22 protein-coding genes are annotated in these 25,681 nt (G+C 74.1%); 9 read left to right on the top strand and 13 right to left on the bottom strand.

The window, feature by feature from the left end; all coding sequences use genetic code 11:
• Positions 1–144 precede the first annotated feature (144 nt).
• The 3 genes from ACWGH0_RS04300 (at position 145) to ACWGH0_RS04290 (ending at position 4,802) form a co-directional block, all read left to right on the top strand.
• Positions 145–1,473, top strand: a complete 1,329-nt coding sequence (locus tag ACWGH0_RS04300; RefSeq protein ID WP_453402598.1) for an MFS transporter — start codon at positions 145–147, stop codon at positions 1,471–1,473.
• 5 nt (positions 1,474–1,478) lie between these two features.
• Positions 1,479–2,810, top strand: coding sequence for an anhydro-N-acetylmuramic acid kinase (locus tag ACWGH0_RS04295; protein WP_453402704.1), 1,332 nt, complete (start codon positions 1,479–1,481; stop codon positions 2,808–2,810).
• Between the two features lie 66 nt (positions 2,811–2,876).
• On the top strand, positions 2,877–4,802 hold the full coding sequence (locus ACWGH0_RS04290) for a M64 family metallopeptidase (RefSeq protein ID WP_453402597.1): 1,926 nt from the start codon (positions 2,877–2,879) through the stop codon (positions 4,800–4,802).
• Between the two features lie 84 nt (positions 4,803–4,886).
• On the opposite strand, the gene ligA is transcribed toward ACWGH0_RS04290, so the two are convergent.
• Positions 4,887–6,986 carry an NAD-dependent DNA ligase LigA gene (gene ligA, locus ACWGH0_RS04285; protein ID WP_453402596.1) on the bottom strand — a complete coding sequence of 700 codons (2,100 nt, stop codon included), beginning with the start codon at positions 6,984–6,986 and terminating at the stop codon, positions 4,887–4,889.
• Positions 6,987–7,211: 225 nt separating this feature from the next.
• Between ligA and ACWGH0_RS04280 the strand changes: the two genes are divergently transcribed.
• Positions 7,212–8,435, top strand: coding sequence for an ROK family protein (locus ACWGH0_RS04280; protein WP_453402595.1), 1,224 nt, complete (start codon positions 7,212–7,214; stop codon positions 8,433–8,435).
• 65 nt (positions 8,436–8,500) lie between these two features.
• Here the strand turns inward: ACWGH0_RS04280 and xylA are convergent, their stop codons facing one another.
• Positions 8,501–9,673 (bottom strand): xylose isomerase, encoded by a 1,173-nt coding sequence (gene xylA, locus ACWGH0_RS04275; RefSeq protein ID WP_453402594.1) that lies wholly within the window; start codon positions 9,671–9,673, stop codon positions 8,501–8,503.
• A gap of 89 nt (positions 9,674–9,762) precedes the next feature.
• Here xylA and xylB point away from each other — a divergent pair, with 89 nt between their 5' ends.
• Positions 9,763–11,241 carry a xylulokinase gene (gene xylB, locus ACWGH0_RS04270; RefSeq protein ID WP_453402593.1) on the top strand — a complete coding sequence of 493 codons (1,479 nt, stop codon included), beginning with the start codon at positions 9,763–9,765 and terminating at the stop codon, positions 11,239–11,241.
• A gap of 184 nt (positions 11,242–11,425) precedes the next feature.
• Here xylB and ACWGH0_RS04265 read toward each other — a convergent pair whose 3' ends face one another.
• From ACWGH0_RS04265 to ACWGH0_RS04255, 3 genes are all read right to left on the bottom strand, one after another.
• Positions 11,426–12,235 carry an SAM-dependent methyltransferase gene (locus ACWGH0_RS04265; RefSeq protein ID WP_453402592.1) on the bottom strand — a complete coding sequence of 270 codons (810 nt, stop codon included), beginning with the start codon at positions 12,233–12,235 and terminating at the stop codon, positions 11,426–11,428.
• A 72-nt stretch (positions 12,236–12,307) separates the two neighbouring features.
• Positions 12,308–12,544, bottom strand: coding sequence for a DUF397 domain-containing protein (locus tag ACWGH0_RS04260; RefSeq protein WP_453402591.1), 237 nt, complete (start codon positions 12,542–12,544; stop codon positions 12,308–12,310).
• The gene (locus ACWGH0_RS04255; RefSeq protein ID WP_453402590.1) at positions 12,544–13,404 is read right to left on the bottom strand and encodes a helix-turn-helix domain-containing protein; all 861 of its coding nucleotides are present in this window, start codon (positions 13,402–13,404) and stop codon (positions 12,544–12,546) included. Before ACWGH0_RS04255 ends, ACWGH0_RS04260 begins: the two co-directional genes overlap by 1 nt.
• A 206-nt stretch (positions 13,405–13,610) precedes the next feature.
• On the opposite strand from ACWGH0_RS04255, the gene ACWGH0_RS04250 reads away from it, so the two are divergent.
• The 3 genes from ACWGH0_RS04250 to ACWGH0_RS04240 all read left to right on the top strand — a co-directional run bounded on the left by ACWGH0_RS04250 (position 13,611) and on the right by ACWGH0_RS04240 (position 15,907).
• Positions 13,611–14,051, top strand: a complete 441-nt coding sequence (locus tag ACWGH0_RS04250) for an ATP-binding protein (protein ID WP_453402589.1) — start codon at positions 13,611–13,613, stop codon at positions 14,049–14,051.
• Positions 14,045–14,530 (top strand): hypothetical protein, encoded by a 486-nt coding sequence (locus ACWGH0_RS04245; protein ID WP_453402588.1) that lies wholly within the window; start codon positions 14,045–14,047, stop codon positions 14,528–14,530. Before ACWGH0_RS04250 ends, ACWGH0_RS04245 begins: the two co-directional genes overlap by 7 nt.
• 123 nt (positions 14,531–14,653) lie before the next feature.
• Positions 14,654–15,907, top strand: a complete 1,254-nt coding sequence (locus ACWGH0_RS04240) for an SGNH/GDSL hydrolase family protein (protein WP_453402587.1) — start codon at positions 14,654–14,656, stop codon at positions 15,905–15,907.
• A 28-nt stretch (positions 15,908–15,935) separates the two neighbouring features.
• On the opposite strand, the gene ACWGH0_RS04235 is transcribed toward ACWGH0_RS04240, so the two are convergent.
• The 5 genes from ACWGH0_RS04235 to ACWGH0_RS04215 form a co-directional block, all read right to left on the bottom strand.
• The gene (locus ACWGH0_RS04235) at positions 15,936–18,566 is read right to left on the bottom strand and encodes an ATP-binding protein (RefSeq protein ID WP_453402586.1); all 2,631 of its coding nucleotides are present in this window, start codon (positions 18,564–18,566) and stop codon (positions 15,936–15,938) included.
• Between the two features lie 206 nt (positions 18,567–18,772).
• A complete protein-coding gene (locus ACWGH0_RS04230) occupies positions 18,773–19,501 on the bottom strand; it encodes a 4'-phosphopantetheinyl transferase family protein (protein ID WP_453402585.1) in 729 nt (242 codons plus the stop codon).
• 99 nt (positions 19,502–19,600) lie between these two features.
• Complete coding sequence (locus tag ACWGH0_RS04225; protein WP_453402584.1) at positions 19,601–20,170, bottom strand: cysteine dioxygenase; 570 nt, start codon at positions 20,168–20,170, stop codon at positions 19,601–19,603.
• Between the two features lie 93 nt (positions 20,171–20,263).
• The gene (locus ACWGH0_RS04220) at positions 20,264–21,169 is read right to left on the bottom strand and encodes a LysR substrate-binding domain-containing protein (protein WP_453402583.1); all 906 of its coding nucleotides are present in this window, start codon (positions 21,167–21,169) and stop codon (positions 20,264–20,266) included.
• 83 nt (positions 21,170–21,252) lie between these two features.
• Positions 21,253–22,041 carry a peptidoglycan recognition protein family protein gene (locus tag ACWGH0_RS04215; RefSeq protein ID WP_453402582.1) on the bottom strand — a complete coding sequence of 263 codons (789 nt, stop codon included), beginning with the start codon at positions 22,039–22,041 and terminating at the stop codon, positions 21,253–21,255.
• Positions 22,042–22,259: 218 nt separating this feature from the next.
• Here ACWGH0_RS04215 and ACWGH0_RS04210 point away from each other — a divergent pair, with 218 nt between their 5' ends.
• Positions 22,260–22,769, top strand: coding sequence for a CHRD domain-containing protein (locus tag ACWGH0_RS04210; protein WP_453402581.1), 510 nt, complete (start codon positions 22,260–22,262; stop codon positions 22,767–22,769).
• A 112-nt stretch (positions 22,770–22,881) separates the two neighbouring features.
• Here the strand turns inward: ACWGH0_RS04210 and rbsK are convergent, their stop codons facing one another.
• The 3 genes from rbsK to ACWGH0_RS04195 all read right to left on the bottom strand — a co-directional run bounded on the left by rbsK (position 22,882) and on the right by ACWGH0_RS04195 (position 25,681).
• The gene (gene rbsK, locus ACWGH0_RS04205) at positions 22,882–23,793 is read right to left on the bottom strand and encodes a ribokinase (RefSeq protein WP_453402580.1); all 912 of its coding nucleotides are present in this window, start codon (positions 23,791–23,793) and stop codon (positions 22,882–22,884) included.
• Positions 23,794–23,941: 148 nt separating this feature from the next.
• Positions 23,942–24,616, bottom strand: a complete 675-nt coding sequence (locus tag ACWGH0_RS04200) for a GntR family transcriptional regulator (protein ID WP_453402579.1) — start codon at positions 24,614–24,616, stop codon at positions 23,942–23,944.
• A gap of 66 nt (positions 24,617–24,682) precedes the next feature.
• On the bottom strand, positions 24,683–25,681 hold the full coding sequence (locus ACWGH0_RS04195; protein ID WP_453402578.1) for a proline racemase family protein: 999 nt from the start codon (positions 25,679–25,681) through the stop codon (positions 24,683–24,685).

The following is a 25,681-nucleotide window of genomic DNA, read 5'->3' as shown; positions in this document are numbered from 1 at the left end:
CGAGTGGGACTGGCCGGCCCACCCCCGCTGGGGGGGGTGGGCCGGTATGGGTTCGCGGGCGGGGCGTACGGCGTGGGGGCGGGGCGTACGGCAGGTGGGTGCACGGCGCTTGTGGTGCGGGTTTCCGGTCAGCACCCTTGCCCCATGACCACACCCGCCCCCGGCCCGGTGTCGCCCGCGTCACCCACCGTGCCGGCCCGTCCGGTCCGCTCCCGCCGGGCGCTGATGGCGGGCTCCGTCGGCAACTTCATCGAGTGGTACGAGTTCGGCGTGTACGGCTACTTCGCCACCGTCATCGCGGCGCACTTCTTCACCCCCGAGGGCGGCAGCGACGCGGAGGCGCTCGTCAGGACGTACGCGTCCTTCGCCCTCGCGTTCTTCTTCCGGCCCGTGGGGGCGGCGGTGTTCGGGCGGCTCGGTGACCGGATCGGCCGCCGGCCGACCCTGATCCTGGTCATCTGCCTCATGACGGGTGCCACGACGCTGATCGGCGCGCTGCCCACGTACGCCTCCATCGGGGCGGCCGCGCCGTGGCTCCTGACACTGCTGCGCGTCCTCCAGGGGCTCTCCGCCGGCGGGGAGTTCGGGGGCGCGGTGTCGGTCATGACCGAGTTCGCGCCACCGGGCCGGCGGGGCCGGTACGGGGCGTGGCAGTCGTTCACGGTGGCGCTCGGCCTGCTCGCGGGCGCGGGCGCCGCGGCGCTCCTCGCGACCGTGCTCACCGCGTCGCAGCTGAACGGGTGGGGCTGGCGGGTGCCCTTCCTGCTGACGCTGCCGCTCGGGCTCGTCGCGCTGTGGCTGCGGCTGCGCCTGGACGAGACGCCCGCCTTCGCGTCGGCGGTCGCCGGGACGGGCGCACCCGTCCGGCGGCCGCCCGCCGCCGAGACGGTCGGGGCGGTGGCACTGGGGGCCGGGCGGCTGATGGGGTGGTCGGCGGCCGGATACACCTTCCTGGTGGTCCTGCCCTCGTACCTCCAGAGCACGCTGAACGCGACGTTCCAGCAAGCGCTGGTCGCCACCGTCCTGGCCAACCTCGGTTTCGCGGCTTCGATCCTGCCCGCGGGAGCGGCGAGCGACCGGATCGGGCGGCGGACGGTGATGCTGACCGGAGCGCTGCTGGTCGCCGTACTCGCGCTGCCGCTGCTGAACCTGGTGCAGGACCCGGGCGTATCGGCGTACGCGAAAGGCGCCGCGCTCTTCGGAGCGGGCGCCGCCGTGGGGCTGATGGCGGGGCCGGGACCCGCGATGCTGGCCGAGATGTTCCCGACCACGGTCCGCTACACGGGACTCGGTCTGGCGTACGCGCTGTCCAACGCCGTGTTCTCCGGCTGCGCGGGGCTGATCATCACCGAGGTCGTCGAGCGCACCGGCGACACCGACATCCCCGCCTACTACGCGGCCGTCACTTGCGCGGTCAGCGTCGCCGCACTGCTGACCCTGCGCGGCGACGACCACCGGCGGGCGCTGCGGTGAGCGGCCTGCGGGTGATCGGGCTGATGTCGGGCACGTCGTACGACGCCATCGACGCGGCGGCCGCCGACCTCGTCCTCGACGGAGACACGCTGGTGCTCACGCCGCTCGGTCTGATCAGCACGGCGTACGACGACGGTCTGCGGGAGGCACTGGCCGGCGCGCTGCCGCCGGCCGGGACGGACCTGGCCACCGTGTGCCGGCTCGACACCCGCATCGGGCAGGCTTTCGCCGCCGCCGCCGTCCGGGCGGACCGGGAGCTGTGCGGCGGGCGGGCGGAGCTGATCGCCTCGCACGGACAGACCGTCTACCACTGGGCCGAGGACGGCAGGGTGCACGGCACACTCCAGATCGGCGAGCCCGCCTGGATCGCCGAGGCGACCGGCCGCCCCGTCGTCTCGGGCTTCCGCACACGGGACGTGGCCGCCGGCGGCCAGGGCGCGCCGCTGGTGAACGTGGTCGACGTGATGTGGCTCCGGGGACGTCCGGGCGTGCCGGTGGCACTGAACCTGGGCGGAATCGCCAACGTCACGATCGCCTCGGGGGGCGGGGGTGGTGCGGCCGGCGCGGGCGGTGCTAGTGGTACGGGCCGGGCAGGCGGTGCCGGTGATACGGACCGTGCGGGTGGTGGCGGCGTTGCGGGTGGTGGGCCGCTGGCCTTCGACACCGGGCCGGCCAACGCGCTGATCGACGCGGCGGTGCGGGAGTTGGTGGGGCGCGAGGGCCCTGGCGGCGGCCCGGCGGCGTACTCCATGGACGTGGACGGCGCGCTCGCCGCGCGGGGCCGCGTCCATCCGCCCCTGCTGCGAACGCTGCTGGCGGAGCCGTACTACGGCCGGCCCGCGCCGAAGACGACGGGCAAGGAGCTGTTCCACCTGCCGTACCTGCGCGCCGCTCTGGACGGTTTCGGGCCGCTGCCGGTCGAGGACGTCGTCGCCACTCTGACCCGGCTCACCGCGAGGACCGTCGCCGACGCCGTACGGCCCTTCGGGGCGACGGAGGTGATCGCGTCGGGCGGCGGCACCCGCAACCCCGTGCTGATGCGCCGGCTGCGGGAGGAGCTGCGGGCCGGACGGGACGGCGTCGAGTTGCGGACCTCGGACGAACTCGGGCTGCCGTCCGCCGCGAAGGAGGCGTACGCCTTCGCCGTTCTGGGCTGGCTGACCGCCCACGGTCTGCCCGGCACGATCCCTTCCTGCACCGGCGCCCACCGCGCGAGCGTCCTCGGCTCGATCACGCCCGGCGGCCCCGGCACGCGCCTGCCGCAGCCGGTGACGACCGCGCCCACCCGCCTCACCATTCGCGCCACCCACAACACCGGGCCCTTTACCGCGCGTTGAGCGCACCCGTACGCTCCCCGCCACCGCGTGATCACCAGACGTACGGCAGACGGAGGGTGCACCACCATGAAGTTCCGGAACAGACCCGCGCTTCTCGCGGTGGCAGGGGCGCTCCTCGTCGCCTGCGCCGTCGGCACCACACCGCCGGCCACGGCGGCGACGGAGGCCGGGCCCGCGGCTCCCCACTCCGTGACCGCGAACGCCGAGGTCGTGGCGGTCCAGCGGACCGGACCGGCCGACCGGCGGTTCAACCTCGTCGTCCTGGGCGACGGTTACACGGCGGACGACATGGCGGACTTCCGCGCCGACGTGGACAAGCACCTCAACGTGCTGTGGAGCACGGAGCCGTTCGCCTCCTACCGCTCGTACATCAACGTCTGGGCGGTGGAGGTGCCGTCCCCCGAGTCCGGCGTCGACTGCGACCCCGGCCTGGACGCGCCGCGCCGCGACACCCCGCTGAACATGGGCTTCTGGGGCGGCTGCGACCCGGGCAGCGTGCAGCGGCTGCTGTCGATCGACTCGGCGGCGGCCACGGCTCTGGCCGACCTGGTCCCCGGGTCGAAGAGTTCCAACCGGCAGATCGTCGGCCTCGCCAACAGCGCCACGTACGGCGGCGCGGGAGGCGCCTTCGCCACCGCGTCCGGCGGAAACGCCCTGTCGTCGCTCATCACGCCGCACGAGATAGGCCACTCGCTGGGCCGGCTCCAGGACGAGTACGACTACTACGCGCGGGGCGTCCCCGGCGGCACGTACGAGGGCGGTGAACCCGACTCCGCGCATCACACGCTCCGCACCGAGGAGGAGATGCGCGCCGAGCGGCAGAAGTGGTGGCGCTGGCTGGGCGAGCGCAGCGACTCCGGCGGTGTCATCGGACGCCATGAAGGCGGCATGTACCGGACGAAGGGGGTGTGGCGGCCGAGCAGGCACTCGCTGATGAAGACGCTCGGCTACTCCTTCGACCAGGTGGAGCGGGAGGTGATGACGCAGGCGATCTCCGCCAAGGTCAACCTCGTGCAGGACCACACGCCGAACGGCGTGCCGGTCGGCGACGACCGGACGCTGTGGGTCGACACGCTGCATCCGGTCGGCGGAGAACTCGGCACCGTGTGGCGGCTGGACGGCCGCCGGGTGGACGGCACGGCGGGCGGGCGCAGTCTGGATCTGCGGCGCCTCGGTCTGCGCGAGGGCCGTCGCCACACCCTCACGGCGACGGTTTCGGACCCGACCCCGTTCGTGCGGGACCCGCGGATCCGTGCCTCGGACGCGCTGACGCGTACCGTCACGTGGACGGTGGACCCCTCGGTCACGACACCGCCGGCGTCCGCCGCGGCGGAGTTCACCGGTCACACCGGGACCGCTGCTCCCGTGGGGGCCGAGTCGGTCGTGTACGCCGACACCAGTCACCCCACGGGGAGCATCCCGCGGGTGCGGTGGGCGCTGGACGGGCGGCCGGTGCGCAACCCCGGCAACGACCGTGACCTCGACCTCGGCCCGCTGGAGCTGGGGCGCGGCGCCCACACGCTGACGGCGCGCATCGCGGGTACGGACAGGACGCTGCGCTGGACGGTCGACGGCACCCCGGCGAAGGCGGCGTACGCCCTGTCCGAGCCGCTGCGTACGGTGCGGCGGCCGGGCAGGCCGGTGGAGTACGTCTACGACGGGCCGTTCACGATGAGGCTGACGGCCCGCGACGACAAGGAGGGGTACGTCGTCTCGCAGTTCAGGGTCGACGGCGACGGCTGGTACACGTACTTCGGCTGGCCGACGGACGCGGAGGCCCCGTTCCGCTTCACCCCGGGCGGCACGGTCGTCGACGGCCTGGTCTACGGCAAGCTCGGCACGCCGCGCGTCGTGCCGTGGGACGACGCGACACCGGAGTACGGCTCGCACACGGTCGAGTACCGCACGATCGACTCGGCGGGCAACGTCGGCCCGGCGAAGGCGTTCACCGTGACGCTGCTCCCGCCGGGGGCGGGAGGCAACGGGCGCTGACGGGACGTGCCGGACGGTACGGCCCCGTCCGGCCGGCGAGCGGGGCCGGGCGGGGCGGCGGCCCCCGCCCGGCCGGGCCGTACGTCAGTCCTGCGGCAGTACGGACGCGACCATCGCGGCGAACTCGTCGGGGGTGGCGATGCGGACGCCCAGGTCCTCGGCCTTCGCCCGCTTCGAGCCCGCGTTGTCGCCCGCTACCACCAGCGCCGTGCGCTTGGAGACGCTGGACGAAGCCTTGCCGCCCGCGCGCTCGATGACCTCGTTCATCTGGTTGCGGCTCAGCTTCTCCAGGGGTCCGGTCATGGCGCCGGTGACGACGACCGTCATCCCGGCGAGCGGACCGGCGGAGTCGGCGGCTTCCTCCGCCGCCGTGCCGTCCACGGTCTCGTTCTCGGCCGGCGGCGTCGCCCCCGGCTCCGTCATGTTCACCCCGGCGGCGACCAGCTTGGCGATCAGCGGGCCGAGTTCGGCCAGTTCGGCGACGATCACCGGGGCCTTCTCCACCCCGATGCCCTCCACGCGCTGCACCGCTTCCGCGTCGGCGGCACGCAGGTGGTCCATCGTGGCGAAGTGCCGGGCGATGCGGCGGGACATGGACCGGCCGGTTCCGCGTACGCCGAGCGCCGCGAGGACGCGCGAAAGCGGCCGGGTCCTGGCCCGCTCGACAGCCGCCAGCAGGTTGTCCGCGCTGGTCTCGCCCATCCGCTCCAGTGTCAGGAGCTGCTCGCGGGTGAGGGAGAACAGGTCGGAGAAGTCGCCGACCAGCCCCGCGTCGACGAGTTGCACGACACGTGTCGTACCCAGCCCCTCGATGTCGAGCTGGTCGCGTCCGACGGCGTACGCGATGGACGCCACCACCCGGCAGTCGCGGCCGCGCACACACCGCCAGCGCTGCTCGCTGGCGTCGATCTCCGAGCCGCACTGCGGGCAGGTCTCCGGGAAGACGATCGGCCGCTCCTCGCCGGTGCGCAGATGCGCGACCGGCGCCTCGATGCGCGGGATGATGTCACCCGCCTTGTAGACCATCACCTGGTCCCCGAGGCGCAGGTCGCGCCGCGTGATGTCGGCGGGGTTGTGCAGGGTGGCGTACGTGACCGTCGAGCCGTCGATCTCCACCGGTTCCAGCACGGCGCGCGGCGCGATGATCCCCGTACGCCCGACGTTCCACTCCACCGAGAGCAGCCGGGTGACCTTCTCCACGGCGGGCAGCTTGTACGCGATGGCCCACCGCGGCGCCCGGGAACCGGCGCCCGCCTCCCGCTGGTCCGCCGCCGAGTCCGCCTTGACGACGATCCCGTCGATGCCGAACGGCAGCTCGGGGCGCAGGGCGGCGATCTCCTCGATCCTGGCCTGCGCCTCCTCGGCCGTGGCCGCCGTGCGCGGCGGCACGGCGGTGTCGGCCGCGGTGTGCACGCCGAGCGCCGCCACACGCCGCAGGATCTCACTGTGCGGCCACTCCCCCAGCCCGTCCCCGAGCTCCCCGGACCCGGGCAGCGGCAGGGCGCCGTACGCGAAGAAGGTCATCTCCACCGTGTACGGGCGGTCCTTGGCCCGCAGCGTGCCGGCGGCGCCGTTGCGCGGGTTGGCGAACGGCTCGCCGCCGTGCTCCGTGCGCACCGCGTTCGCCTTCTCGAACTGCTCGGTCGTCATCAGGACTTCGCCGCGCACCTCGAAGGTGGCCGGCTCGGTCAGCTCGCCGGGCAACCCCACGACGGTGCCCAGGGCGTGCGACACGTCCTCGCCCGCCGTGCCGTCGCCGCGCGTGATGAGCTGCACGAGTCTGCCGGACCGGTAGCGGGCGGCGACGGCGAGGCCGTCGAGCTTGGGCTCGACGCTCCACTGCTCCACCGGGCGGCCGAGTCTGCGCTCCAGCGACGCCGTCCAGGTGACGAACTGCTCGGGCGAGAACACGTTGTCCAGCGACAGCATCGGCACGGTGTGCGGCACGTCCCCGACCGCGGCGCCGCCCGCCACCTTGCCCGTCGGGGAGTCCGGCAGCACCTCGTCGGGATGCGCCTGCTCGTACGTCTCGATCATCCGCACCAGCCGGTCGTACGCCTCGTCGTCCAGCGCGCTGTCGCCCTGGGCGTAGTAGGCGGCTGCGGCCCGGGTCGCGGTCTGGACCGCCTCCGCGTACGCGGCGGAATGTGCGAGAACGGCAGGTGTGTTCGTCATGCCCTTCATCCTGCCTCCCACCACTGACAACGCCTCCGACCCACGCGGGCCGGCCCGTCGACGGCCTCCCGGCCGCGCCTTCGGATCGAAGGTCAGTCGGGGGTTCGTACCACTGGACCCTCTCTCAATCTGCGGCGCCGCTCACCTTGGAGCACCCTCCTCATTCCTCGCGAGTAACCGGCGCCCCGACCGGACGGACGGCTTCCGGAGCGGGTCGCCTAGGCTCTCGGTGTCATGAGGAGCAACCCCCCGCGCCTGGAGCCCAAGGCCGACAAGGACACCGTGCGCAGGCACAACCTGAGCCTGGTGCTACGCGCCGTCCACGACGGGGGCGAGGCGACCCGGGCCGGGATCGCGGCCCGGGTGGGGCTGACGCGGGCCGCCGTCTCCTCGCTGGTCGAACAACTGCTGGACAGCGGGTTCGTCACCGAGTGGGGAAAGACGTTCAGCGGGCAGGCGGGGCGGCCCGGCACCGTCCTGAAGGTGGCGCGTACGGGCGTCGCGGGCCTGGGCGTCGAGGTCGGCATCGACTATGTGTCGGCGTGCGTCACCGACCTGTCCGGCGACGACCGGGTACGGCTCACCGAGCACACCGACGGCCGCGCCGCCCGCCCGGCCGAGGTCCTGGCGCACGCCGCCGCGATCGCGGCGCGGGCGCTGGAGTCGGCGGCCGGGGCGGACCTCGACCCGGTCGGCGTACAACTGGCGCTGCCCGGCCTGGTGTCCGGCGGTACGGTCCGCCAGGCGCCCAACCTGGGCTGGAACGGCGTGGCGGCCGAGGAACTCTTCGCGCGGGCCCTCGCCGAGCTGCTTCCCGGGCGCCCCGCACTGCCGGTCGGCTCGGACAACGAGGCGAACCTTGCGGCCCTGGCCGAGCTGTGGTTCGGCGGACTCGGGCGGGAGCGCACGTTCCTCTACCTGAGCGGGGAGATCGGCGTCGGCGGGGCCCTCGTACTGGGCGGCGAACTGCTGCGCGGCGCCCACGGCTTCGCCGGGGAGATCGGACACGTGGTGGTCGACCCCGCAGGCCCCGCGTGCCGCTGCGGCTCGCGGGGCTGCCTGGAGCAGTACGCCGGCCAGCGGGCGGTGCTGCGGGCGGCGGGCATCGACGAGAACGCCGGGCTGCCGGGCGTGGCGGAGCTGGAGTCCCGGGCCCGCGCGGGCGACGCCCGGGCGGTCGAGGCGATCCGGCGGGCCGGCGCGATGCTGGGGCTCGTCCTGTCCGGCGCGGTGAACCTCTTCGACCCGGACGCCGTGGTGCTCGGCGGCATCTACCGGACGCTGATGCCGTGGCTGGCGGCCCCGGCCGGCCGGGAGCTGGACGGCAGGGTGGTGTCGGGCCTCTGGTCGGGCGACAGCGGCCGGCTGCGCGCCTCGTCACTGACGGGCGACGCGTCGCGCGGCGCGGCGGCCCTGGTCGTCCGCGACGTCCTGGCGGACCCGGCGGCGTACGCCTAGACGACCGCCGGCGGTCGCGTCGCGGCGCCCACCGTACGCGGGCCCCGCCACCGGCCGCCCGTGCCCTACCCGCGTACGCCCAGCAGGTGGTCGAGCGCCAGCTGGTCCAGCACCTCGAAGGACATGCTCCGTTCGGCCGCCGCCGTGACGTCGAAGTCCTCGTACGCCCCCCGGTCGGCGAGCAGCGCCGCCAGGCCGTCGGCGGCGGTCGGGCGGGCCAGGTCGTCGAGGCGGGAGGCGCGCAGGGCCGCCTGGACCGCGGGGTCGGCGCGGAAGGCGGCGGCGCGCTCCTTGAGGATCAGGTAGTTGCGCATGCAGCCGGCGGCGGACGCCCACACGCCGTCGGTGCCGTCGGTGCGCACCGGCTTGAAGTCGAAGTGCCGGGGGCCGTCGTAACCCGCCGTCTCCAGCAGGTCCACGAGCCAGAACGCCTGCCGCAGGTCGCCGGCGCCGAAGCGGAAGTCCTGGTCGTACTTGATGCCGGTCTGGCCGTTGAGGTCGATGTGGAAGAGCTTGCCCGCCCACAGGGCCTGCGCGATGCCGTGCGGGAAGTTGAGGCCGGCCATCTGCTCGTGGCCCGTCTCGGGGTTGACGCCGACCAGGTCGGGGCGTTCCAGGCGCTCGATGAACGCCAGCGCGTGGCCGATGGTGGGGAGCAGGATGTCGCCGCGCGGCTCGTTGGGCTTCGGCTCGATCGCGAAGCGCAGGTCGTAACCCTGTTCGGTGACGTACGCGCCGAGCAGGTCGAACGCCTCCTTCATGCGGTCGAGGGCGACGCGCACGTCCTTCGCCGCCCCGGACTCGGCCCCCTCGCGGCCGCCCCAGGCGACGTAGGTGGTGGCTCCGAGTTCGACGGCGAGGTCGATGTTGCGGATCGTCTTGCGCAGCGCGAAGCGGCGGACGTCGCGGTCGTTGGCGGTGAACGCGCCGTCCTTGAAGACCGGGTGGGTGAACAGGTTCGTGGTGGCCATCGGCACCTTCATGCCGGTGGCGTCCAGCGCCTGGCGGAACCGCTTCACACACGCCTCGCGTTCGGCGTCCGAGGAGCCGAAGGGGATCAGGTCGTCGTCGTGGAAGGTGACGCCGTGGGCGCCCAGCTCCGCCAGGCGCCGGACGGTCTCGACGGGGTCGAGGGCCGGGCGGGTCGCCGTGCCGAAGGGGTCGACGCCCTGCCAGCCGACGGTCCACAGGCCGAAGGTGAACTTGTCGTCGGGGGTGGGAGTGAAGCGCTCCGGCATATGACCGTCCTCCATTTGTTTGTTGACATGACTAATACTGCACCACCAATCTGTTCCACAAGAAGCGCACCGCGGAAACGAGGGATCTCATGACGCCGAGCACGGTCGTCGTCGGGGTGGACAGCTCCACGCAGTCCACCAAGGCCGCCTTCACCGACGCCGCGACCGGCCGGCTGCTCGCGGTCGGCCGCGCGCCGCACCGGGTCACCGGCGAGGCCGGGGCGCGCGAGAGCGACCCCGAGGAGTGGTGGCGGGCGCTCGCCGGGGCCGTGGCCGCCGGGCTGAAGGAGTCGGGGGTGGCGGCGTCCGCCGTCACCGGCATCGCGGTCGCCGGGCAGCAGCACGGCCTGGTCGTCCTCGACCGGGCCGGGCGCCCGCTGCGCCCCGCGCTGCTGTGGAACGACACCCGTTCGGCCCCGCAGGCCGCCGCCCTCACCGAAGCGCTCGGCGGTCCGGCCGCCTGGACGGCACGCACCGGGTCGGTCCCCGTCGCGTCCATGACCGCCGCGAAGTGGCGGTGGCTGCGCGAGCACGAGCCGCACGCCGCCGAGTCGGCCGCCGCCGTGCGCCTCCCCCACGACTTCCTCACCGAACGGCTGGCCGGGGTGGCCGCGACCGACCCGGGCGACGCCTCGGGCACCTGCTGGTACTCCACCGCCACCGGCGCGTACGACCCGGCGCTGCTGGATCTGATCGGCCTGGACGCCGGGCTGCTGCCCGCGGTGGCCCCCACCGGCGCCACCCGCGTCGGTTCCCTCACCGGCGCGGCGGCCGCGCTGCTCGGCCTGCCCGCCGGGATCGCCGTCGCGGCGGGCACGGGCGACAACATGGCCGCGGCCGTCGGGCTCGGTCTCGGCGGCGCCGGTCTGCTGGACCACCCGGTGCTCAGCCTGGGGACCTCCGGCACGGTGTTCGCGGCCACCCGCACCCGGCCGGACTCACCGGCACTGGCGGGCTTCGCCGCCGCCGACGGCGGCTATCTGCCGCTCGCCTGCACCCTCAACTGCACGCTCGCCGTCGACAAGGTGGCCGCCCTGCTGGGCCTCGACCGCGACGACGCGGCGCCCGGCGGCGAGGCGGTGCTCCTGCCGTACCTCGACGGCGAACGCACTCCCGACCTCCCCGCCGCCTCCGGCCTCCTGACCGGTCTGCGCCACGACACCACAGCGCGCCAGCTCCTGGGCGCGGCCTACGAGGGCGCGGCCGTCACGGTGCTGCGGGCCCTGGACGAGGTACTGCGCGCGTGCGGCCTCGACCCCGCCGATCCGGAGGTGGCCTCCCGCCCGCTGCGGCTCGTGGGCGGCGGTGCGCGGGGCCGTACGTGGGTGGAGACGGTACGCCGCCTCTCCGGCCGCCCGCTGCTGATCCCCCCGGCGGGAGAGCTGGTCGCCGTAGGCGCGGCGGCGCTGGCCGCGGGAGCGGCGAGCGGGCGGGACGCGGTGGCGGTGGCGGCGGAGTGGGGCTCCGGGGACGGCAGGCAGCTGCCGCCGGCGGAACGCGACTGGGACACATGGCACCGGGTCACGTCCGTGCTCGACGGCCTCGTCGCCACCTCGAACCCCGGCTGACGGGGCGCGCCCCGGCCAAAGCGGCACGGCGGTGCCGCACCTCGTCCCGCCGCAACCGTCCCCCTCGGCGGCGATCGGCGGCAATGCAGCGGCAATCAGCGGCCGGCACCTGGCCCAACCCCTCGGGCGGAGCGGGGGCGGCGTACGAACCCGAGGCCCGTACGCCTTGCGCCCCCTGGACCCGTCAGACCTTGCGGGCCACTCCCGCGTACCCCGGGATCGGGTCGTCGCCCGCGACCGGCACGACCTCGCCGAGCTCCGGCCGCCAGTCGGCGGCCAGTGAGACGCCCGGTTCGACGAGCTCGAAGCCGTCGAAGAACTCGGCGAACTCCGCACGCGAGCGAGGCCGCAGGGTGAGCCCCTTCGCCGAGTACAGCGCCGACGCCTTGGCCGCGCCCACCGGGTCGAAGTCTCCGGTGACGTGGGACAGCACCAGGAAGCTGCCGGGCGCGAGGCGGTCCATCAGCCGGTCGACCAGCGCCTGCGCGCCGTCCTCGTCGCCCACGAAGTGCAGCAGCGCCAGGAGGGACAGCGCGACGGGCTGCGAGAAGTCGAGGACCTTGCCGGCGCGCTCCAGGATCAGGTCGGGCTCACGGGCGTCCGCCTGGATGTACTCCGTCGCGCCCTCCGGCGTCGACCGCAGCAGCGCCTCCGCGTGGGCCAGCACGATCGGGTCGTTGTCGCAGTACACGATCCGCGCGTCGGGGGCGGTGCGCTGGGCGACCTGGTGCAGGTTCGGCTCGGTGGGTATGCCGGTGCCGATGTCGAGGAACTGCCGTACGCCGTTCTCCGCGAGCCAGCGCGTGGCCCGGTGCATGAACGCGCGGTTGACCCGCGCCATGTCGCGCCCGCGCGCGTCGAGGGTGAGGAGCTGGCGTGCCATCTCCTCGTCGACCGGGTAGTTGTCCTTGCCGCCGAGGAACCAGTCGTACATGCGCGCCGGGTGCGGCTTGCTGGTGTCTATCTCGACGGGGGTGCGGTCTTGCCCGGTCATACGGCGCTCCATGGGTCGGGGGGTGGCGGGTGCACAGCTGGCAGGTGGTCGGGGAGTCGGGTGGTCGCGGAGTCAGGTGAGCAGGAAGTCGGCCTGTCCGGCCTTCGCTCCCCGGATGAAGGCGGCGATCTCGCCCGGTGTGTAGATCAGCGCCGGCCCCTCGGGGTCGGCGGACTGCCGGACGGCGACTCTGCCGTCGGCCAGCTTCATGGCTTCGATGCAGTTGCCGCCGTTGCCGCCGCTCCACGGCTTGTACCAGCCCTCCTCGGGCAGGTCGTTGGCCGGCATGCCGTTGTAAATCGGGTCCATCACAGCTCCTTGCGGAGATCCTTGAGGATTTCCTTCGTGCGTTGTGCAGTCGCGGCCTGAGCCGCCATGCGGTCCATGACCTCCAGGTGGGCCGCCACCTCGGGGCGCGAGTCGAGGTAGACCGCGCCGGTCAGGTACTCGCTGTAGACCATGTCCGGGAGTTCCGGCATTGCGAAGCGGAAGAGGACGAACGGGCCGTACGTGCCGGGGTGGTGCCCGGTCGCGAACTCGGCGATCTGGAGGGTGATGTTGGGTCTCTCGGCGGCCTCGAGGAGGCGGTCGATCTGTTCGCCCCGCACATCGGGACTGCCCACCGGCCGCCGCAGCACCGTCTCGTCCATGACGACCCACAGCCGGGGGGCGTCGGGACGCGTGAGGAGGCTCTGACGCTCCATGCGCAGGGCAACGTGCCGCTCGACGGCGTCCGCGCCGGCCCCGCCGACGGCTCCGCCGCGCAGGATGGCACGGGCGTAGCTCTCGGTCTGGAGGAGACCCGGCACGAACTGGGGCTCGTACGCCCTGATCAGCGACGCGGCGCCCTCCAGGCTCACGTACATGCTGAACCAGTCGGGCAGCACGCCGTGGAAGCGCTGCCACCAGCCGGGCCTGTTCGCCTCTTCGGCGAGTTCGACGAAGGCGTCGATGTCCTCGGGGCGGTGCCCGTACGCCTGGAGCAGGAGCTGAACGTAAGGGATCTTGAGGGCGACCTCGGCCGTCTCCATCCGGCGGATGGTGGCCGGGGTGACGCGCAGAACCCTGGCGGCCTCCTCGCGGCTCAGGCCCGCCCGTTCGCGCAGGTCCAGCAGGCGCTTGCCGAGGACGACCTGACCCACCGTCGGGGCGGACCGCGGTTCACTCACTTCAGACCTCCCCATGGGCTGTTGCGAGCAGTGTGCCACGCGGCCGCAGCCAAAGAAACGACACTCTGCAATTTTCATAGTGGCCCTTGCCAAGTGTCGCGTTCGGAGGGAGAGTTGCGCGGTGAACCAGTTCACGCGGACGCCGCGCGCTGCCACCGGGGGGAAGCAGCGGCCCGGCCCTGCCCCCACACCGTGAGGAAACGCTCGTGGCACCAGGCTCTGTGCTCGTCCCCCCGCTCATGGACCACTGCCGGGGAACGGCCATACGGCGTTACGGGTTCGAACTTCCGGGGCGTGCCGAGTTCGTGGCCGCGGCCCGCCGGCTGACCAGGCAGCAGTTGACGCAGTGGGGCGTCGACGAGGACATCTGCGACACGGCGGCGCTGATCGTCTCGGAACTCTTCACCAATGCCGTGCTGCACACCGCAAGCGAGCGTGTCGTCTGCGAACTGCGCGACAGCGACGGTCGGTTGCGGGTCGCGGTGAAGGACCAGGGGCGTCGCCCCACGGGACCACGGCTGCGCCAGGCCGGTGAGGACGAGCACGGGCGCGGTCTGCAACTGGTCGACACCCTGAGCAGTTTCTGGGGGACGCGCGACGCCGCCGACGGCCCCGGACGGGTCGTCTGGGCGGAGCTTCCTTGCTGAGGTCGGTGATGACCGGCCTGCCGGGCGGCCGCCTGTCGCGCGGCCGGCGCCCCGAGGCCGGCGGGCAGGGCCGCCGCCAAGACCTGGGGCTCCAGGGCCCGGCGCACGACGGCGAGCAGGACGCCGGCTTCCGCCTGCCGCTGCCGGACGGCTTCGCCACCCCGCTCGGCTGCGACGCGGTGGGGCTACCCGCGCGGCACGGGTTCCGGACAATGGCGCACCTGTCCCGGCCGGGGTGCGTCTTCGCCGACGCCGACTGGTGGTGGTGGCTCGTGCCCGCCGGTTCGGACCTCGGCCTGATCTGGCCGCACCCCGCCCGCTACGTCGCCGGGGCGCGCGTACCGCGGACGCGTCCGCGTCTGGTCCACCTGCCGGAGGGCAGCGCGCCCTACACGCCACCGATCCCGCTCTACCTGAACGTCTGCCGGGTCGCGGGCACCGCTCCGGCGTGGTCCACTGTGCCCCATCAGGGGTCCTGACCGGCCGCACGCGATGGCCTGTTCCCGCGTCGCACCCTGGACAGCGCATGCCGTGCCGCGCGTCAATTCCCCCCTGAGTGCCGGTCCTGGCACGCCCATGCCCAGGGGAGGAATCTCCGCGCCATGAACAGACCCGCGTCACGCCGTCACGCCCGCCGCGCCACGGTCGCCGCAGCAATCGCCCTCGCCGCGGTCCTCGCCTCCGGGCCGCCCTCCACCGCCGGGCCCCCGCCCGCCCGCGGGTCCGCCGAGCCGGGCAGGACGCCGATCGTGACCTGGGCGGCCAGTACGGACCGGCTGTCGACCGCGGGCGCCGCCCCGGACCGTACGTACCGGCTCGTCGTACGCACCAGCGCGGGCGGCAGCGGACTGCGGATCCGGCTCTCCAACGCGTTCGGCACCCGGCCGGTGACCTTCGGCAGCGCGTACGCCGGACTGCGCGGCGCCGGGGCCGCGCTCGTGCCGGGCACCAACCGGCCGCTTTCCTTCGCCGGGTCGCGTTCGGTGACCGTCGCCCCCGGCGGATCGGTCCACAGCGACCCGCTGCCCGGCACGGTACGGCCGCAGGCCGATCTGGCCGTCAGCCTGTACGTGCGCAGCGCGAGCGGCGCCGCGACCGGGCACCGGGCGGCCCTCCAGACCTCGTACGTCGCCCCCGCCGGCGACCACGCCGACGACGCCACCGGCGCGCCGTACACCCAGCGCGTCACTTCGTGGTTCTACCTCGACGCGGTGAGCGTGGGCGCCCGCCGCGGGACCGGGTCCGTGGCCGCCCTGGGCGACTCCATCACGGACGGCGCCCTCTCCACCCGCGACGCCAACCGCCGCTGGCCCGACTTCCTGGCCCGCAGGCTGGACGCCGACCCGGGTTCGCGCGTCAAGGGCGTCGCCAACGAGGGGATCTCGGGCAACAAGGTGCTGAAGGACGGCTCCGGCGAGAGCGCGCTCAAACGGCTCGACCGGGACGTGCTCGGTCAGCACGGCGTCCGCACGGTGGTGCTCCTCGAAGGGGTCAACGACATCAAGGCCGTACCCGCGCCGACGGCCGCCGAACTGACCGCCGGCTACCGGGACATCGTCCGCAGGGCGCACGCGGCGGGCGTGTGCGTCGTCGGGGCGACGGTCATGCCGTACGAGGGCTGGCGGGAATGGACTCCGGCGGGCGAGGCCGTCCGGCAGCAGGTCAACGCGTTCGTCCGGGACGGCGGCGTCTTCGACGCGGTCGTCGACTTCGACAGGGCCGTCCTGGACCCGGAGGCGCCGTCACGGCTCCGGCCCGCGTACGACAGCGGCGACCACCTCCACCCCAACGACCTCGGCATGCGGACGATGGCGGACACCGTGGACCTGAAGAGCCTGGACTGCCGCAGGCGTTAGCGGAGGCGGGCCGGCCCGGTGGCGCTCCTCAGAGTGAGCGCAGCGCCTCCCTGGCGCGCCGCACCAGTCCGTCGGCGCTGCACTTCTCGGCGAGGGACAGGCCGCGGGTCAGCTCGGCCTCGGACCGCGCCGCGATGCCGTAGTCGACCCGCGCCATGGCGTGCTCGTACGCGCACGGGGAACCCTCCAGATACGCGACCGCCTTGCCCAGCAGCTCCACGGCCCGCTCGCCCTCCTCCAGGGCGGCGGCGCAGCGCAGGGACTCGCCGATGGCGGTGTCCGTGCCGAAGCGCTCGGCGCGGTCCCGCACGTAGGCGGCGAGGGACGCGGCGCGTTCGGGGTCGTCGGCTGCCACCGCGCGGGCCAGGTCGCTCGCCCAGGGAGCCATCACGCCGTTGTGCCGGCCGCGTGCCCGCAACGACTCCCCCGCCGCCTCGAGTTCGGCGACGGCCTCCTTGGTGCGGCCCTGCGCGAGCAGCAGCCGCCCCCGTACGCACTGGGCGTCGGGGATGACGATGGAGGACGGGTACGGCGGAGCGAACGCGTGGCGCTCGGCCGCCTCCCGCGCCGCGTCGATCCTGCCGCGCGCGAGGAGCGTGTCGATGAGCATGCAGGCGGCGTCCCAGTGCATCGGCAGGCCGTTGCCGACGCGCTCGGCGAGGCGCAGGCTCTCGCGCAGGTACATCTCCGCCTGGGCCAGCTTGCCGCGCCTGCGGTGGAGGTAGCCGACGAGCGCGTGGGCGAAGGCGAGGTGACCGCCGCTCCAGCCGGAGATCTCGAAGGCGCGCAGGGCCTCGTCGAAGAGGCTTTCGGCCCGGTCGAGCCGGTCCGCGAAGGCGTACGTGAGTCCGAGCAGCGCCGGGGGCTCGAACCCCCACGCGGTGTTGGTCCAGCCGAGCCCCGGGGGCAGGTTGCCGCCGGCCAGGGCGCGGTCGCAGATCTGGACGATCTCCTCGGCGTTCTCGCCGCGTGCGGTGCCGTCGAAGGCTCTCAGTATGAGCAGGACCCGTTCGGAGTTGTCGCGGCCCGCCAGGCCCTCGGCCATCTCCGCGAGGCGGCGGGAGCGTCCGGGGCCGTCGTCCTCGTCCGCCTGTACGCCCTCCCACAGGAAGTGGACCGCCTGGAGCCGCATCCTGGCCGGGCCGGGGTCGGTTCTGGCGACCTCGTCGGCCACGACCTGAGCCGCTTCGCGCGTCTGGTTGTTGTGCGTCAGCGCCTGGGACAGCCGGAAGACCGCGTCGACCCGCTGGTCCGCGTCGAGGCCCGGCATGCCGAGCGCGTCCCGCAGATGGCGGACGGTGGTGGCGGGCGAGGTCAGGAGCGTGGCACAACCCAGCTCGTACAGCACCGAGGCGTGCTCCTCGGGCAGCGGAGGCTCCTGGAGGGCGCGCTCCAGGCAGCGCCTCGCCGCGTCCGGCGCGCCGACGGCGAGGTGCTCGGACGCGGCCTCGCGCAACTGGGCGACGAGGTCCGGGTCGTCGTCCGGGTGGACCTCCAGGAGGTGGCGGGCCGCCGCCGCAGCGCCCCGGCCCGCCCGGGTGACCGCCCAGGCGGCCCGGCCGTGCATGGCGGTGCGGGTGGCCGGCGGGATGGCGCGGTAGACGGCGCCGGCGATGAGCGGGTGGACGAACTCCATCGGGTCCGTACCGGCGAGGATGCGGGCGGCCCGCAGGCGTTCGGCGCAGTCGGCGGCCTGGTCGCCGCCCAGACCGGCGAGCGACGCCGCGAGGTCGAGCGAGATCTCGGTGCCGAGAATGGCGGCCGCCCAGGCGAACCTCGTGGTGGTGGTGCCCATTTCTTCGAGCCGGGCGATCAGGCCGGTGCCGCGGGCGGAGGCGCCGAGGGCGCGCAGGGCGCCCGCCGAGCCCTCGACGGGGTCCAGGCATTCGTCGCGCACCTTGGCGATGAGCTCGACCGTCTCGTAGAGGTTGCCGCCGGTGACGGCCCACACCTCGCGGCAGAACGGGTCGTCCGCGTGTTCACCCAGGGCGGCGCGCGCGAGCCGCGCCACGGCGTCGGGGGTGAGGGCCCGCAGGGAGACGCACCGCCCGGCGACCTGCTCCATCGACCGGATGAACTCCGCGGTGTCGCCGGCCGGTTCCTCGGTGCGGTACGCGATGACGACGAGCACGGGGAGGTCGGCGCGCCGGACGAAGGACGCGAGCCAGCCGAGGGTCTCCAGGTCGCACCAGTGCGCGTCGTCGACGAGCAGCACCAGCGGCCGGTGCGTGTCCGCCAGGCGGAGCAGCAGCGTGTCCAGGCCGTCGCGGACGCCCTGCGGGTCGGCCCGTCCGTCGGGCGGGGCCACACCGAGCGCGGGGCCGATGATCTCGTAGCCGTCCCCGAGCAGATCCCTGGCGTCGACCGTGCCGGGCAGGGCGATCACGGGTTGCAGGAGCTGGCGCACGACGTGGAACGGCACGGAGGTGACGGCCTCGCCACCGCGCGCCGACCACACGGTGCACCGCCCGGCGGCGAGCCGCCGGATCGCGGACAGCAGCGCCGTCTTGCCGATACCGGCCTCGCCGCTGCACACGAGGACTCCACCGGCCGGCTCGTCGGCGCAGAGCGCTTCGACCGCGTGTGCGGCGGCGGCGAGTTCCGTCTCGCGTTCCAGCAGCGGGACGGTGGCCGGGTGCTCCGGGCCGGGCACCATCATCCCTCCCCAAACCATGTCGGACGTCGAGCGTAGCCCGGTGGCGCCGCGGGTGGAATCGTTCCGCGGACTTTGGTCCGGTACGAGTGAACGAGCGTTACCCAGAGGTTGCGTCACTGGTCACCCCTACTTGCGGATTCGGGGAGTCCGGTCAACCCGCGTACCTCCGGCGCCGTATACGACCGCTCGCCCGTACGCCGGATCGCTCCTCACGCCTCCGGTGCGGGCGACCGCACCGCGACGGCGGCCGCGAACCCGTCCGGGGCCGCCACGTCGCCGATCCGCCACCCCGGCGGGTGGTCCGCCGCCACGGCGCCGGTACCGAGGTAGTCGAGCGACAGGCCGCGGGCCAGACCGATGCCGAGGCCCTTGAGGTACGCCTCCTTGCGCGCCCACACGCGGGCGAAGGCGGCGCTCCTCGCGGCTTCGGGAAGGGCCAGCAGCTCGGCCGTCTCGCGCGGATGCAGCTCCTTCGCGATCTCGCCGACCACACCGGGCCGCGGCACGGCCTCCACGTCCACCCCCACGGGCACCGCCGCGCAGGCGATCAGGGCCACGCTGCCGCTGTGCGACAGCGAGAAGTGCACCGGGCCGTCCGACGTGGCGGGCCGGCCGTGCGGGCCGCCGCAGGACACGCACGGCTCGCGGTGCAGCCGTACCGCGCCGGGATCGAGGCCCAGGCAGGCGCCCAGCATCGACCTGAGCGCCACATGGGCCGTGACGTAGCACCGCCGGTCGCTCTCGCGGACGAAGGCCGCGGCGCGCTCCTTCTCCCCGTCGTCGAGCACGTCGCCGGCGAGCCGCGCCGCGGCGTCCCCCTGCCGCTCGGCGTCCACGCTCCACAGCACGGGTACGGCGCCGTCCCGCCCGGCCCACGCGATGGGGGCGGGATCCTCGAAGACCGCGGTCAGGGGCTGGTACTTCACCGTTCCGTTCACCGGCCGAGCATAGGCAGGAGGTGTTCGAATCCCGAAGCCCCCCGAACGGAAGGCGACCGCGCGGGGGCCGCACATCCCGGGTCGGCTGCCCGCCGGTGGTCAGCCGTCGGCGGCAGGGCGCTCGTACACCCGTCGGACGCTCGTGCCGAGCCGCGACAGGTCCGCGCCGTACACGTGGAGTGAGATCGCCACGTCCGCGCCCGCGTTCCACACCTCGTGGATGTCGCCCGGCGGCGCGAAGCCGCTCACCGTCCCCCGGGGACCGGCGACGTCCCCGGTGGGCACCAGCCGGGCGGGGGCACCGTCGCGGGAGGGGACGAGGCGGTAGCGCCGTTCCCGTTCGGCGCCCGCGTGGACGCCGGTGGTGCACCACGCCACGTGGTCGTGCACCGGGGTGCGCTGCCCGGGCAGCCAGACGAGCGCGACGACCGAGAAGCCGCCGTCGGGCTCGGCGTGCAGCAGGTGCTGGCGGTAGCGCTCGGGGTCGCCCACGCGCTGCCCGGCGGTGAGCAGGTCGTCGGCCCCGAGGTGCGGCGCGAGCAGCTCGCCGACGAGGTGCGCCGTCGGGCCCGGCGGCAGGCCGAGCGCGACGGCCCGGCGGATGTCGGAGATCAGTACGGCGAGACGTGTGGTCGTACGCCCCCCGGCGGGTGCGGTGGAAGAGGTCATACCGGCACGGTGACGGGGCGCGGGCCGGGACGTCCAAGGAGGGTTCGTACGGCGTCGGCCAAGCAGCGCTTATGGGAGGGGGCCGCGCGCCCGTCAGCAGCCGGTCTTGTTGGCCGCGACCGTCGTGAGCGTCTCCAGCACCGACGCCGTGGCCGGGATCCGCAGATGCTCGCGCAGGACGTACGCCGAAACCTGCCGCCGGGACGCCGGCTGTGAGGCGCGGCCCGCGACCCGGGGGTGGCGCAGGAAGTTGAGCACCAGGCCCGGCATCATGGCCACGCCGAGCCCTTCCGCGACGAGACTCTGCACCACGAGGCCGTCGTCGGTGGTGAAGGCGATGTCCGGGGCGAAGCCCGCGTCCGCGCAGGCGTGCAGGAAGTGGACGCGGCAGCGCGGGCAGCCCACGATCCAGCGTTCGTCCGCGAGATCGCCGAGCCGCACGGCGCGGCGGCGCGCGAGCGGATGCCCCGACGGCAGCAGCACCAGCGACTGGTCCTCCATCAGGGGCACTTCCAGCACCTCGTCGGGCACGTCCTCACCGAGGCCCGGGAAGGTGAAGGCGAGCGTGATGTCGCACTCGCCGCGCAGGAGGCGCCGCAGCGATCCGGGCGGCTCACCCTCCAGGAGTTCCACGGTCACCCCGGGGTGGGCGGCGGCCAGCAGGGCCACGGCCTCGGGGACGAGGGTCGCGTTGGCGCTGGGGAAGGCGCACAGGCGCACCCGTCCCGCGCGGAGCCGGGTGAGGGAGTCCATCTGCTGTCGCGCGGCGGACATGTCGTCGAGGATGACGACCGCGTGCCGCGACAGCGTCTCGCCCGCCTCGGTGAGCCGCAGGCCGCGTCCGGCGCGGGTGAACAGGGGCGTGCCGACGTCGCGTTCGAGCGCCTTCATCTGCTGGGTGATGGCGGGCTGGGTGTACCCGAGCGCGCGGGCGGCGGCGGAGTACGAGCCGGTCCTGACCACTTCGTGGAACGTCCTGATGTGCCGCGAGTCGAACACCCGGGAACCATAAGCGGATTTTGGGAGGTACGGACACCGCCTCCCACCGGCCGTGGCCGAAGACCGCCCGCCCCGCGCGCTCCCTAACGGCGGCCCTGGAGGCGCGCTGCCGCCTTCCTGATCGCGGGCAGCTCGGCCCGGAGTGCCGCCCCCGGGCACTGCGTCGAGTAGCCGTCGCTGTGTCCCGACACGGCGCTCAGCCGTACGCTCGTCCCCTTCGGGAACCTGCTGCGGCTGTTCGAGGACACCAGCCGCACGGTCGCGCGGGGGTCGACGTCCGCCATGCCGAGCTTCCACGCCACGAGCGCCGCGATCGCGTCGGTCATGGGCTTGGGGACGTCCGCCCCGTCGGTGAAGACCCCGATGGCCGCGATGCCCACGGTGTGGTGGTTGAAGCCCTGGGCGTGCGCTCCGACGACGGGCCGTCCGGCGCCTCCCGCGCGGCCCTCGTAGATCGTGCCGCAGCGGTCGACGAGGAAGTTGTACCCGATGTCGTCCCAGTGCCGGCCCCCCGCCTGCGCGGCGTACACCTTGCGGATGATGCGCGGGACGTCGGCGCAGTCGTACCCGTTCGGCGAGTTGGTGTGGTGGACGAAGGCCGCCCGGACGGGGTGGGCGTAACGCACCGGTGCCTTGCGGTGCTCGGCGCCCCGCAGCCACGTGTGCCGGGGCACGACGCGCGGCGGTGGAGCCCGGTGCGCCGAGGGCGCCGGGCGTACGGGCGGGTACGCGGAGGCCGGGGGCGGCCGGTGCGGGGACGGATGGGCCCGCCCTGGCGCCGGCGCCGGGTCGGCGGCCGCGGCGCTCAGCAGCAGGAGCCCGGTGGCGGTGGCCCCGGACACGCGCCGCAGCGCCACGTGGAGGGCACGCATGCCGCCACCCTGCGTCCGCGCGGCGCCGCCCGCCACGGGCGGTCGGCCGTACGGGTGAAGCGCCCCGCGCGGGGCGCGGTGGCCCGTACCCCCGTCCAGCCGCTGAAATGTTGAGGGACGGTCGGGGGTGTCCTTGTGTGGGTGCCAGCGATCCGACCTCGGCGCGGGCCACCGGGCTCCGGGCTGCTCGGTCGCCCGACACAGAGATGAGACAACCCATGCGTGTTCCGACCACCCTGCTGGTCTCGGCCGTCTCCTGCGCGGCCGCCCTCGCCGCCCTGGCCACTCCGGCCGCCGCCGCCGGCCCCGGCCCCGCCGACCACGGGGGCGACCGGGTCACCCACGGCCGGGCCGACCTCACCGGCCGCGAGGAAGTGCCCGGTCCCGGCGACCCCGACGGCAGTGGCGAGTTCTGGTACAAGATCGAGCGCGGCACCCTGTGCTACGCCCTGCACGTGCGCAAGATCGCCAAGCCCACCGCCGCGCACATCCACCGGGGCAAGCGGGGCACGGCGGGTCCTGTGGCCGTCACCCTCAAGACCCCCAAGAACGGGTCGTCGAAGGGCTGCATCACCGCGCAGCGGCACGAGACGGAAGCCAACGCCGCGACCGTGCTGACGTACCACGAGCTCAAGCAGATCGCCTGCAAGCCCGGGAAGTTCTACGCGAACGTCCACAACCGCCCGTACCCCGACGGGGCCGTGCGCGGGCAGCTCCACCGCCACTAGGCACGGCGGCGTGGGGCCGGGCGGGCTCCCGCGAGCCCGCCCGGTTCCACGCCCGGCCCGCAGCCCTCAGCCGGTCGGAAGAAAGCGCGGCAGCACCCGCCTTCCGGCCTCTTCACAGCGCCGCGACCTCCGCGGCGGTCGGGAAGGACGCCTGCGCCCCCTCCTTGGTGACGGCGGCGGCTCCCACCCGTACCGCGAAGGCGGCGGCGTCCGCCAGGTCCTCGCCGAGGCTGAGCCGCCAGGCCAGGGCCGCGGTGAAGGCGTCGCCCGCGCCCGTGGTGTCGACGGCGTCGACCCGGGGGCTCGGGACCCGTACGGCCGTTCCGCGCTCGGCGACCAATGCGCCGCGCGCGCCCAGTGTGACGACCACCGACCGCGCGCCGAGCGCGAGCAGCACCCTCGCCCGCTTCTCGGGGTCCTCCTCGCCGCCGGCGTCCGGGTCGTCGCCCAGCACGAACCGCGCCTCGTGCTCGTTGAGCACCAGCGGGTCGCACGCGGCGAGCACGTCGGCGGGCAGCGGCCGGGGCGGCGAGGGGTTGAGTACGAACCGGCTTCCGGCGGCCCGGGCGCGTACCGCCTCGGCCACCGTCTCCAGCGGGACCTCCAGTTGCGCCGACACGACGCGGGCGGCGGCGAACAGGGCCGCGGCGTCGCGGACGTCGTCGGGGGTGAGCCGGGCGTTGGCGCCGGGCGAGACGACGATGCTGTTGTCGCCGGAGGGGTCCACCGTGATCAGCGCGACCCCGGTGGGCGCCCCGCCGGTGCGTACCCCGGCGGTGTCCACACCCGCCGCGCGCTGTGAGTCCAGCAGCAGCCGCCCGTGGGCGTCGTCGCCGACGCGGGCCAGCAGCGCCGTGCGGGCGCCGAGACGGGCGGCGGCGACGGCCTGGTTGGCGCCCTTGCCGCCGGGGTGCACCGCCAGGTCGGAACCGAGCACGGTCTCGCCGGCGGCGGGACGGCGCTCGACTCCGATCACCAGGTCGGCGTTGGCGGACCCCACGACGAGCAGGTCGTAGTCGTACATGCCTGGCCTGTCCTCACTGTCGACGGTCACGAGATGCCGGCGACGTTCCTCTTCGTCACGTCCTTGACCGGCACCTCTACCACGCTGCCCGTCTCTACGGCGCGTGCCGCCCCGACGAAGGCGGGACGTGACGCTCACCCGAGGCCGATCAGCCCGCCCACTTGTCCCGGACGTGCCCCAGATGGCGGGTCATGATCGCCTGCGCCCGGTCGGCGTCGCGGGCCAGCAGGGCGTCGAGCAGTTCGAGGTGCTCCTGCGCGGAGGCTTCCAGCAGCCCCCGCTCGACCAGGGCGGTGAGCCCGTACAGCCGCGACCGCTTGCGCAGGTCGCCGACCACCTCGACCAGGTGCGCGTTGCCGGCCAGGCCCAGCAGTCCGAGGTGGAACTGCCGGTCCGCCTCGACGTACGCGATGAGGTCCCCCTCGGCGGCGGAGGAGACGATCGACCGGGCGACCGGCCGCAGGGCCTCCAGGGCGGCGGGGTCCGCGGTCGTGGCGAGCCCGGTCACGGTCGGGATCTCGATGAGCGAGCGGATGTGGTTGTACTCGTCCAACTGCCGCTCGGACACGGCGGTCACCCGGAATCCCTTGTTCGGGACGGTGTCGACCAGACCTTCCCGTACGAGGTCCAGCATCGCTTCCCGCACGGGTGTGGCCGAGACGCCGAAGCGGGCCGCGAGGCTCGGCGCGGAATGGACGTCGCCCGGGCGCAGTTCACCGGCTATCAGGGCGGCGCGCAGCGCGTCGGCGACCCGCTCGCGGTAGCTGTCGCGCCGGCCGCCGAGCGACGGCAGATCCGGCGCCTGGTTCCGCTCAGCGGCCATGGGTCCTCCTCGGTCGGGTACGCGTCGACCGATCTTAGTGCTGTGTCACGTACCGCCCTGCGGGGACTACAACAGGAATCCGGCGGGGAACGGGTCGGCCGGATCGAGGAGGTACTGGGCGGTCGCGGTGATCCAGGCGCGGCCGGTGACCGTGGGCAGGATCGCGGCGGCGCCGCCCACCTCGGTGGCGCCGACGAGACGCCCGGTGAACGACGTGCCGATGAACGATTCGTTGACGAAGTCCTGGAACAGCGGCAGTTCACCGCGCGCGTGCAGCTGCGCCATGCGCGCGCTGGTGCCCGTACCGCAGGGCGAACGGTCGAACCAGCCGGGGTGGATGGCCATCGCGTGCCGGGAGCGCTGCGCGGTGGAGCCCGGAGCGAGCAGTTGGACGTGGTGGCACCCGCTGATGGCGGGATTCTCCGGGTGCACCGGGGGGTCCGCGTTGATCGCGTCCATGAGCGCGAGACCGGCGGCGAGGATGTCGTCCTTGCGCCCGCGGTCGAAGGGCAGGCCGAACCGCTGCAGCGGGAGGATGGCGTAGAAGTTGCCCCCGTAGGCGAGGTCGTACGTGACCGTGCGCCCGTCGGCCAGCGTCGCCTTCCGGTCGAGACCGGCGCAGAACGAGGGCACGTTGCGCAGGGTGACGCCGACGGCGGCGCCCGCCTCGACCGCCACTTCGGCGGTGACCAGCCCCGCCGGGGTGTCGAGCCGGATCACCGTCACCGGCTCGGTGACGGGGACCATGCCCGTCTCGACGAGTACGGTCGCCACCCCGATGGTGCCGTGTCCGCACATCGGCAGGCAGCCGGAGACCTCGATGAACAGCACGCCGAAGTCCGCGTCCTGCCTCGTGGGCGGCTGGAGAATGGCCCCGCTCATCGCCGCGTGACCGCGCGGCTCGTACATCAGCAGCGTGCGCAGGTGGTCGCGGTGCTCGACGAAGTACGTACGCCGCTCGGACATGGTCGCGCCCGGAAGGACGCCCACACCGCCGGTGATCACGCGGGTGGGCATGCCCTCGGTGTGCGAATCGACCGCGTGCAGGACGACTTTGCTCCGCAT

The organism is Streptomyces sp. NPDC054887, assembly GCF_053610585.1.
The sequence above is the reverse complement of the archived record's forward strand: the minus strand, read 5'-3'. Positions and strand labels throughout refer to the sequence as shown.

Excerpts from the sequence above, each read along its gene's own strand:
- ACWGH0_RS04300 (WP_453402598.1), top strand. The coding sequence starts at position 145 with ATGACCACACCCGCCCCCGGCCCGGTGTCGCCCGCGTCACCCACCGTG.
- ACWGH0_RS04290 (WP_453402597.1), top strand. The coding sequence starts at position 2,877 with ATGAAGTTCCGGAACAGACCCGCGCTTCTCGCGGTGGCAGGGGCGCTC.
- ligA (WP_453402596.1), bottom strand. The coding sequence starts at position 6,986 with ATGAAGGGCATGACGAACACACCTGCCGTTCTCGCACATTCCGCCGCG.
- ACWGH0_RS04280 (WP_453402595.1), top strand. The coding sequence starts at position 7,212 with ATGAGGAGCAACCCCCCGCGCCTGGAGCCCAAGGCCGACAAGGACACC.
- xylA (WP_453402594.1), bottom strand. The coding sequence starts at position 9,673 with ATGCCGGAGCGCTTCACTCCCACCCCCGACGACAAGTTCACCTTCGGC.
- xylB (WP_453402593.1), top strand. The coding sequence starts at position 9,763 with ATGACGCCGAGCACGGTCGTCGTCGGGGTGGACAGCTCCACGCAGTCC.
- ACWGH0_RS04265 (WP_453402592.1), bottom strand. The coding sequence starts at position 12,235 with ATGACCGGGCAAGACCGCACCCCCGTCGAGATAGACACCAGCAAGCCG.
- ACWGH0_RS04260 (WP_453402591.1), bottom strand. The coding sequence starts at position 12,544 with ATGGACCCGATTTACAACGGCATGCCGGCCAACGACCTGCCCGAGGAG.
- ACWGH0_RS04240 (WP_453402587.1), top strand. The coding sequence starts at position 14,654 with ATGAACAGACCCGCGTCACGCCGTCACGCCCGCCGCGCCACGGTCGCC.
- ACWGH0_RS04235 (WP_453402586.1), bottom strand. The coding sequence starts at position 18,566 with ATGATGGTGCCCGGCCCGGAGCACCCGGCCACCGTCCCGCTGCTGGAA.
- ACWGH0_RS04225 (WP_453402584.1), bottom strand. The coding sequence starts at position 20,170 with ATGACCTCTTCCACCGCACCCGCCGGGGGGCGTACGACCACACGTCTC.
- ACWGH0_RS04215 (WP_453402582.1), bottom strand. The coding sequence starts at position 22,041 with ATGCGTGCCCTCCACGTGGCGCTGCGGCGCGTGTCCGGGGCCACCGCC.
- ACWGH0_RS04210 (WP_453402581.1), top strand. The coding sequence starts at position 22,260 with ATGCGTGTTCCGACCACCCTGCTGGTCTCGGCCGTCTCCTGCGCGGCC.
- rbsK (WP_453402580.1), bottom strand. The coding sequence starts at position 23,793 with ATGTACGACTACGACCTGCTCGTCGTGGGGTCCGCCAACGCCGACCTG.
- ACWGH0_RS04200 (WP_453402579.1), bottom strand. The coding sequence starts at position 24,616 with ATGGCCGCTGAGCGGAACCAGGCGCCGGATCTGCCGTCGCTCGGCGGC.
- ACWGH0_RS04195 (WP_453402578.1), bottom strand. The coding sequence starts at position 25,681 with ATGCGGAGCAAAGTCGTCCTGCACGCGGTCGATTCGCACACCGAGGGC.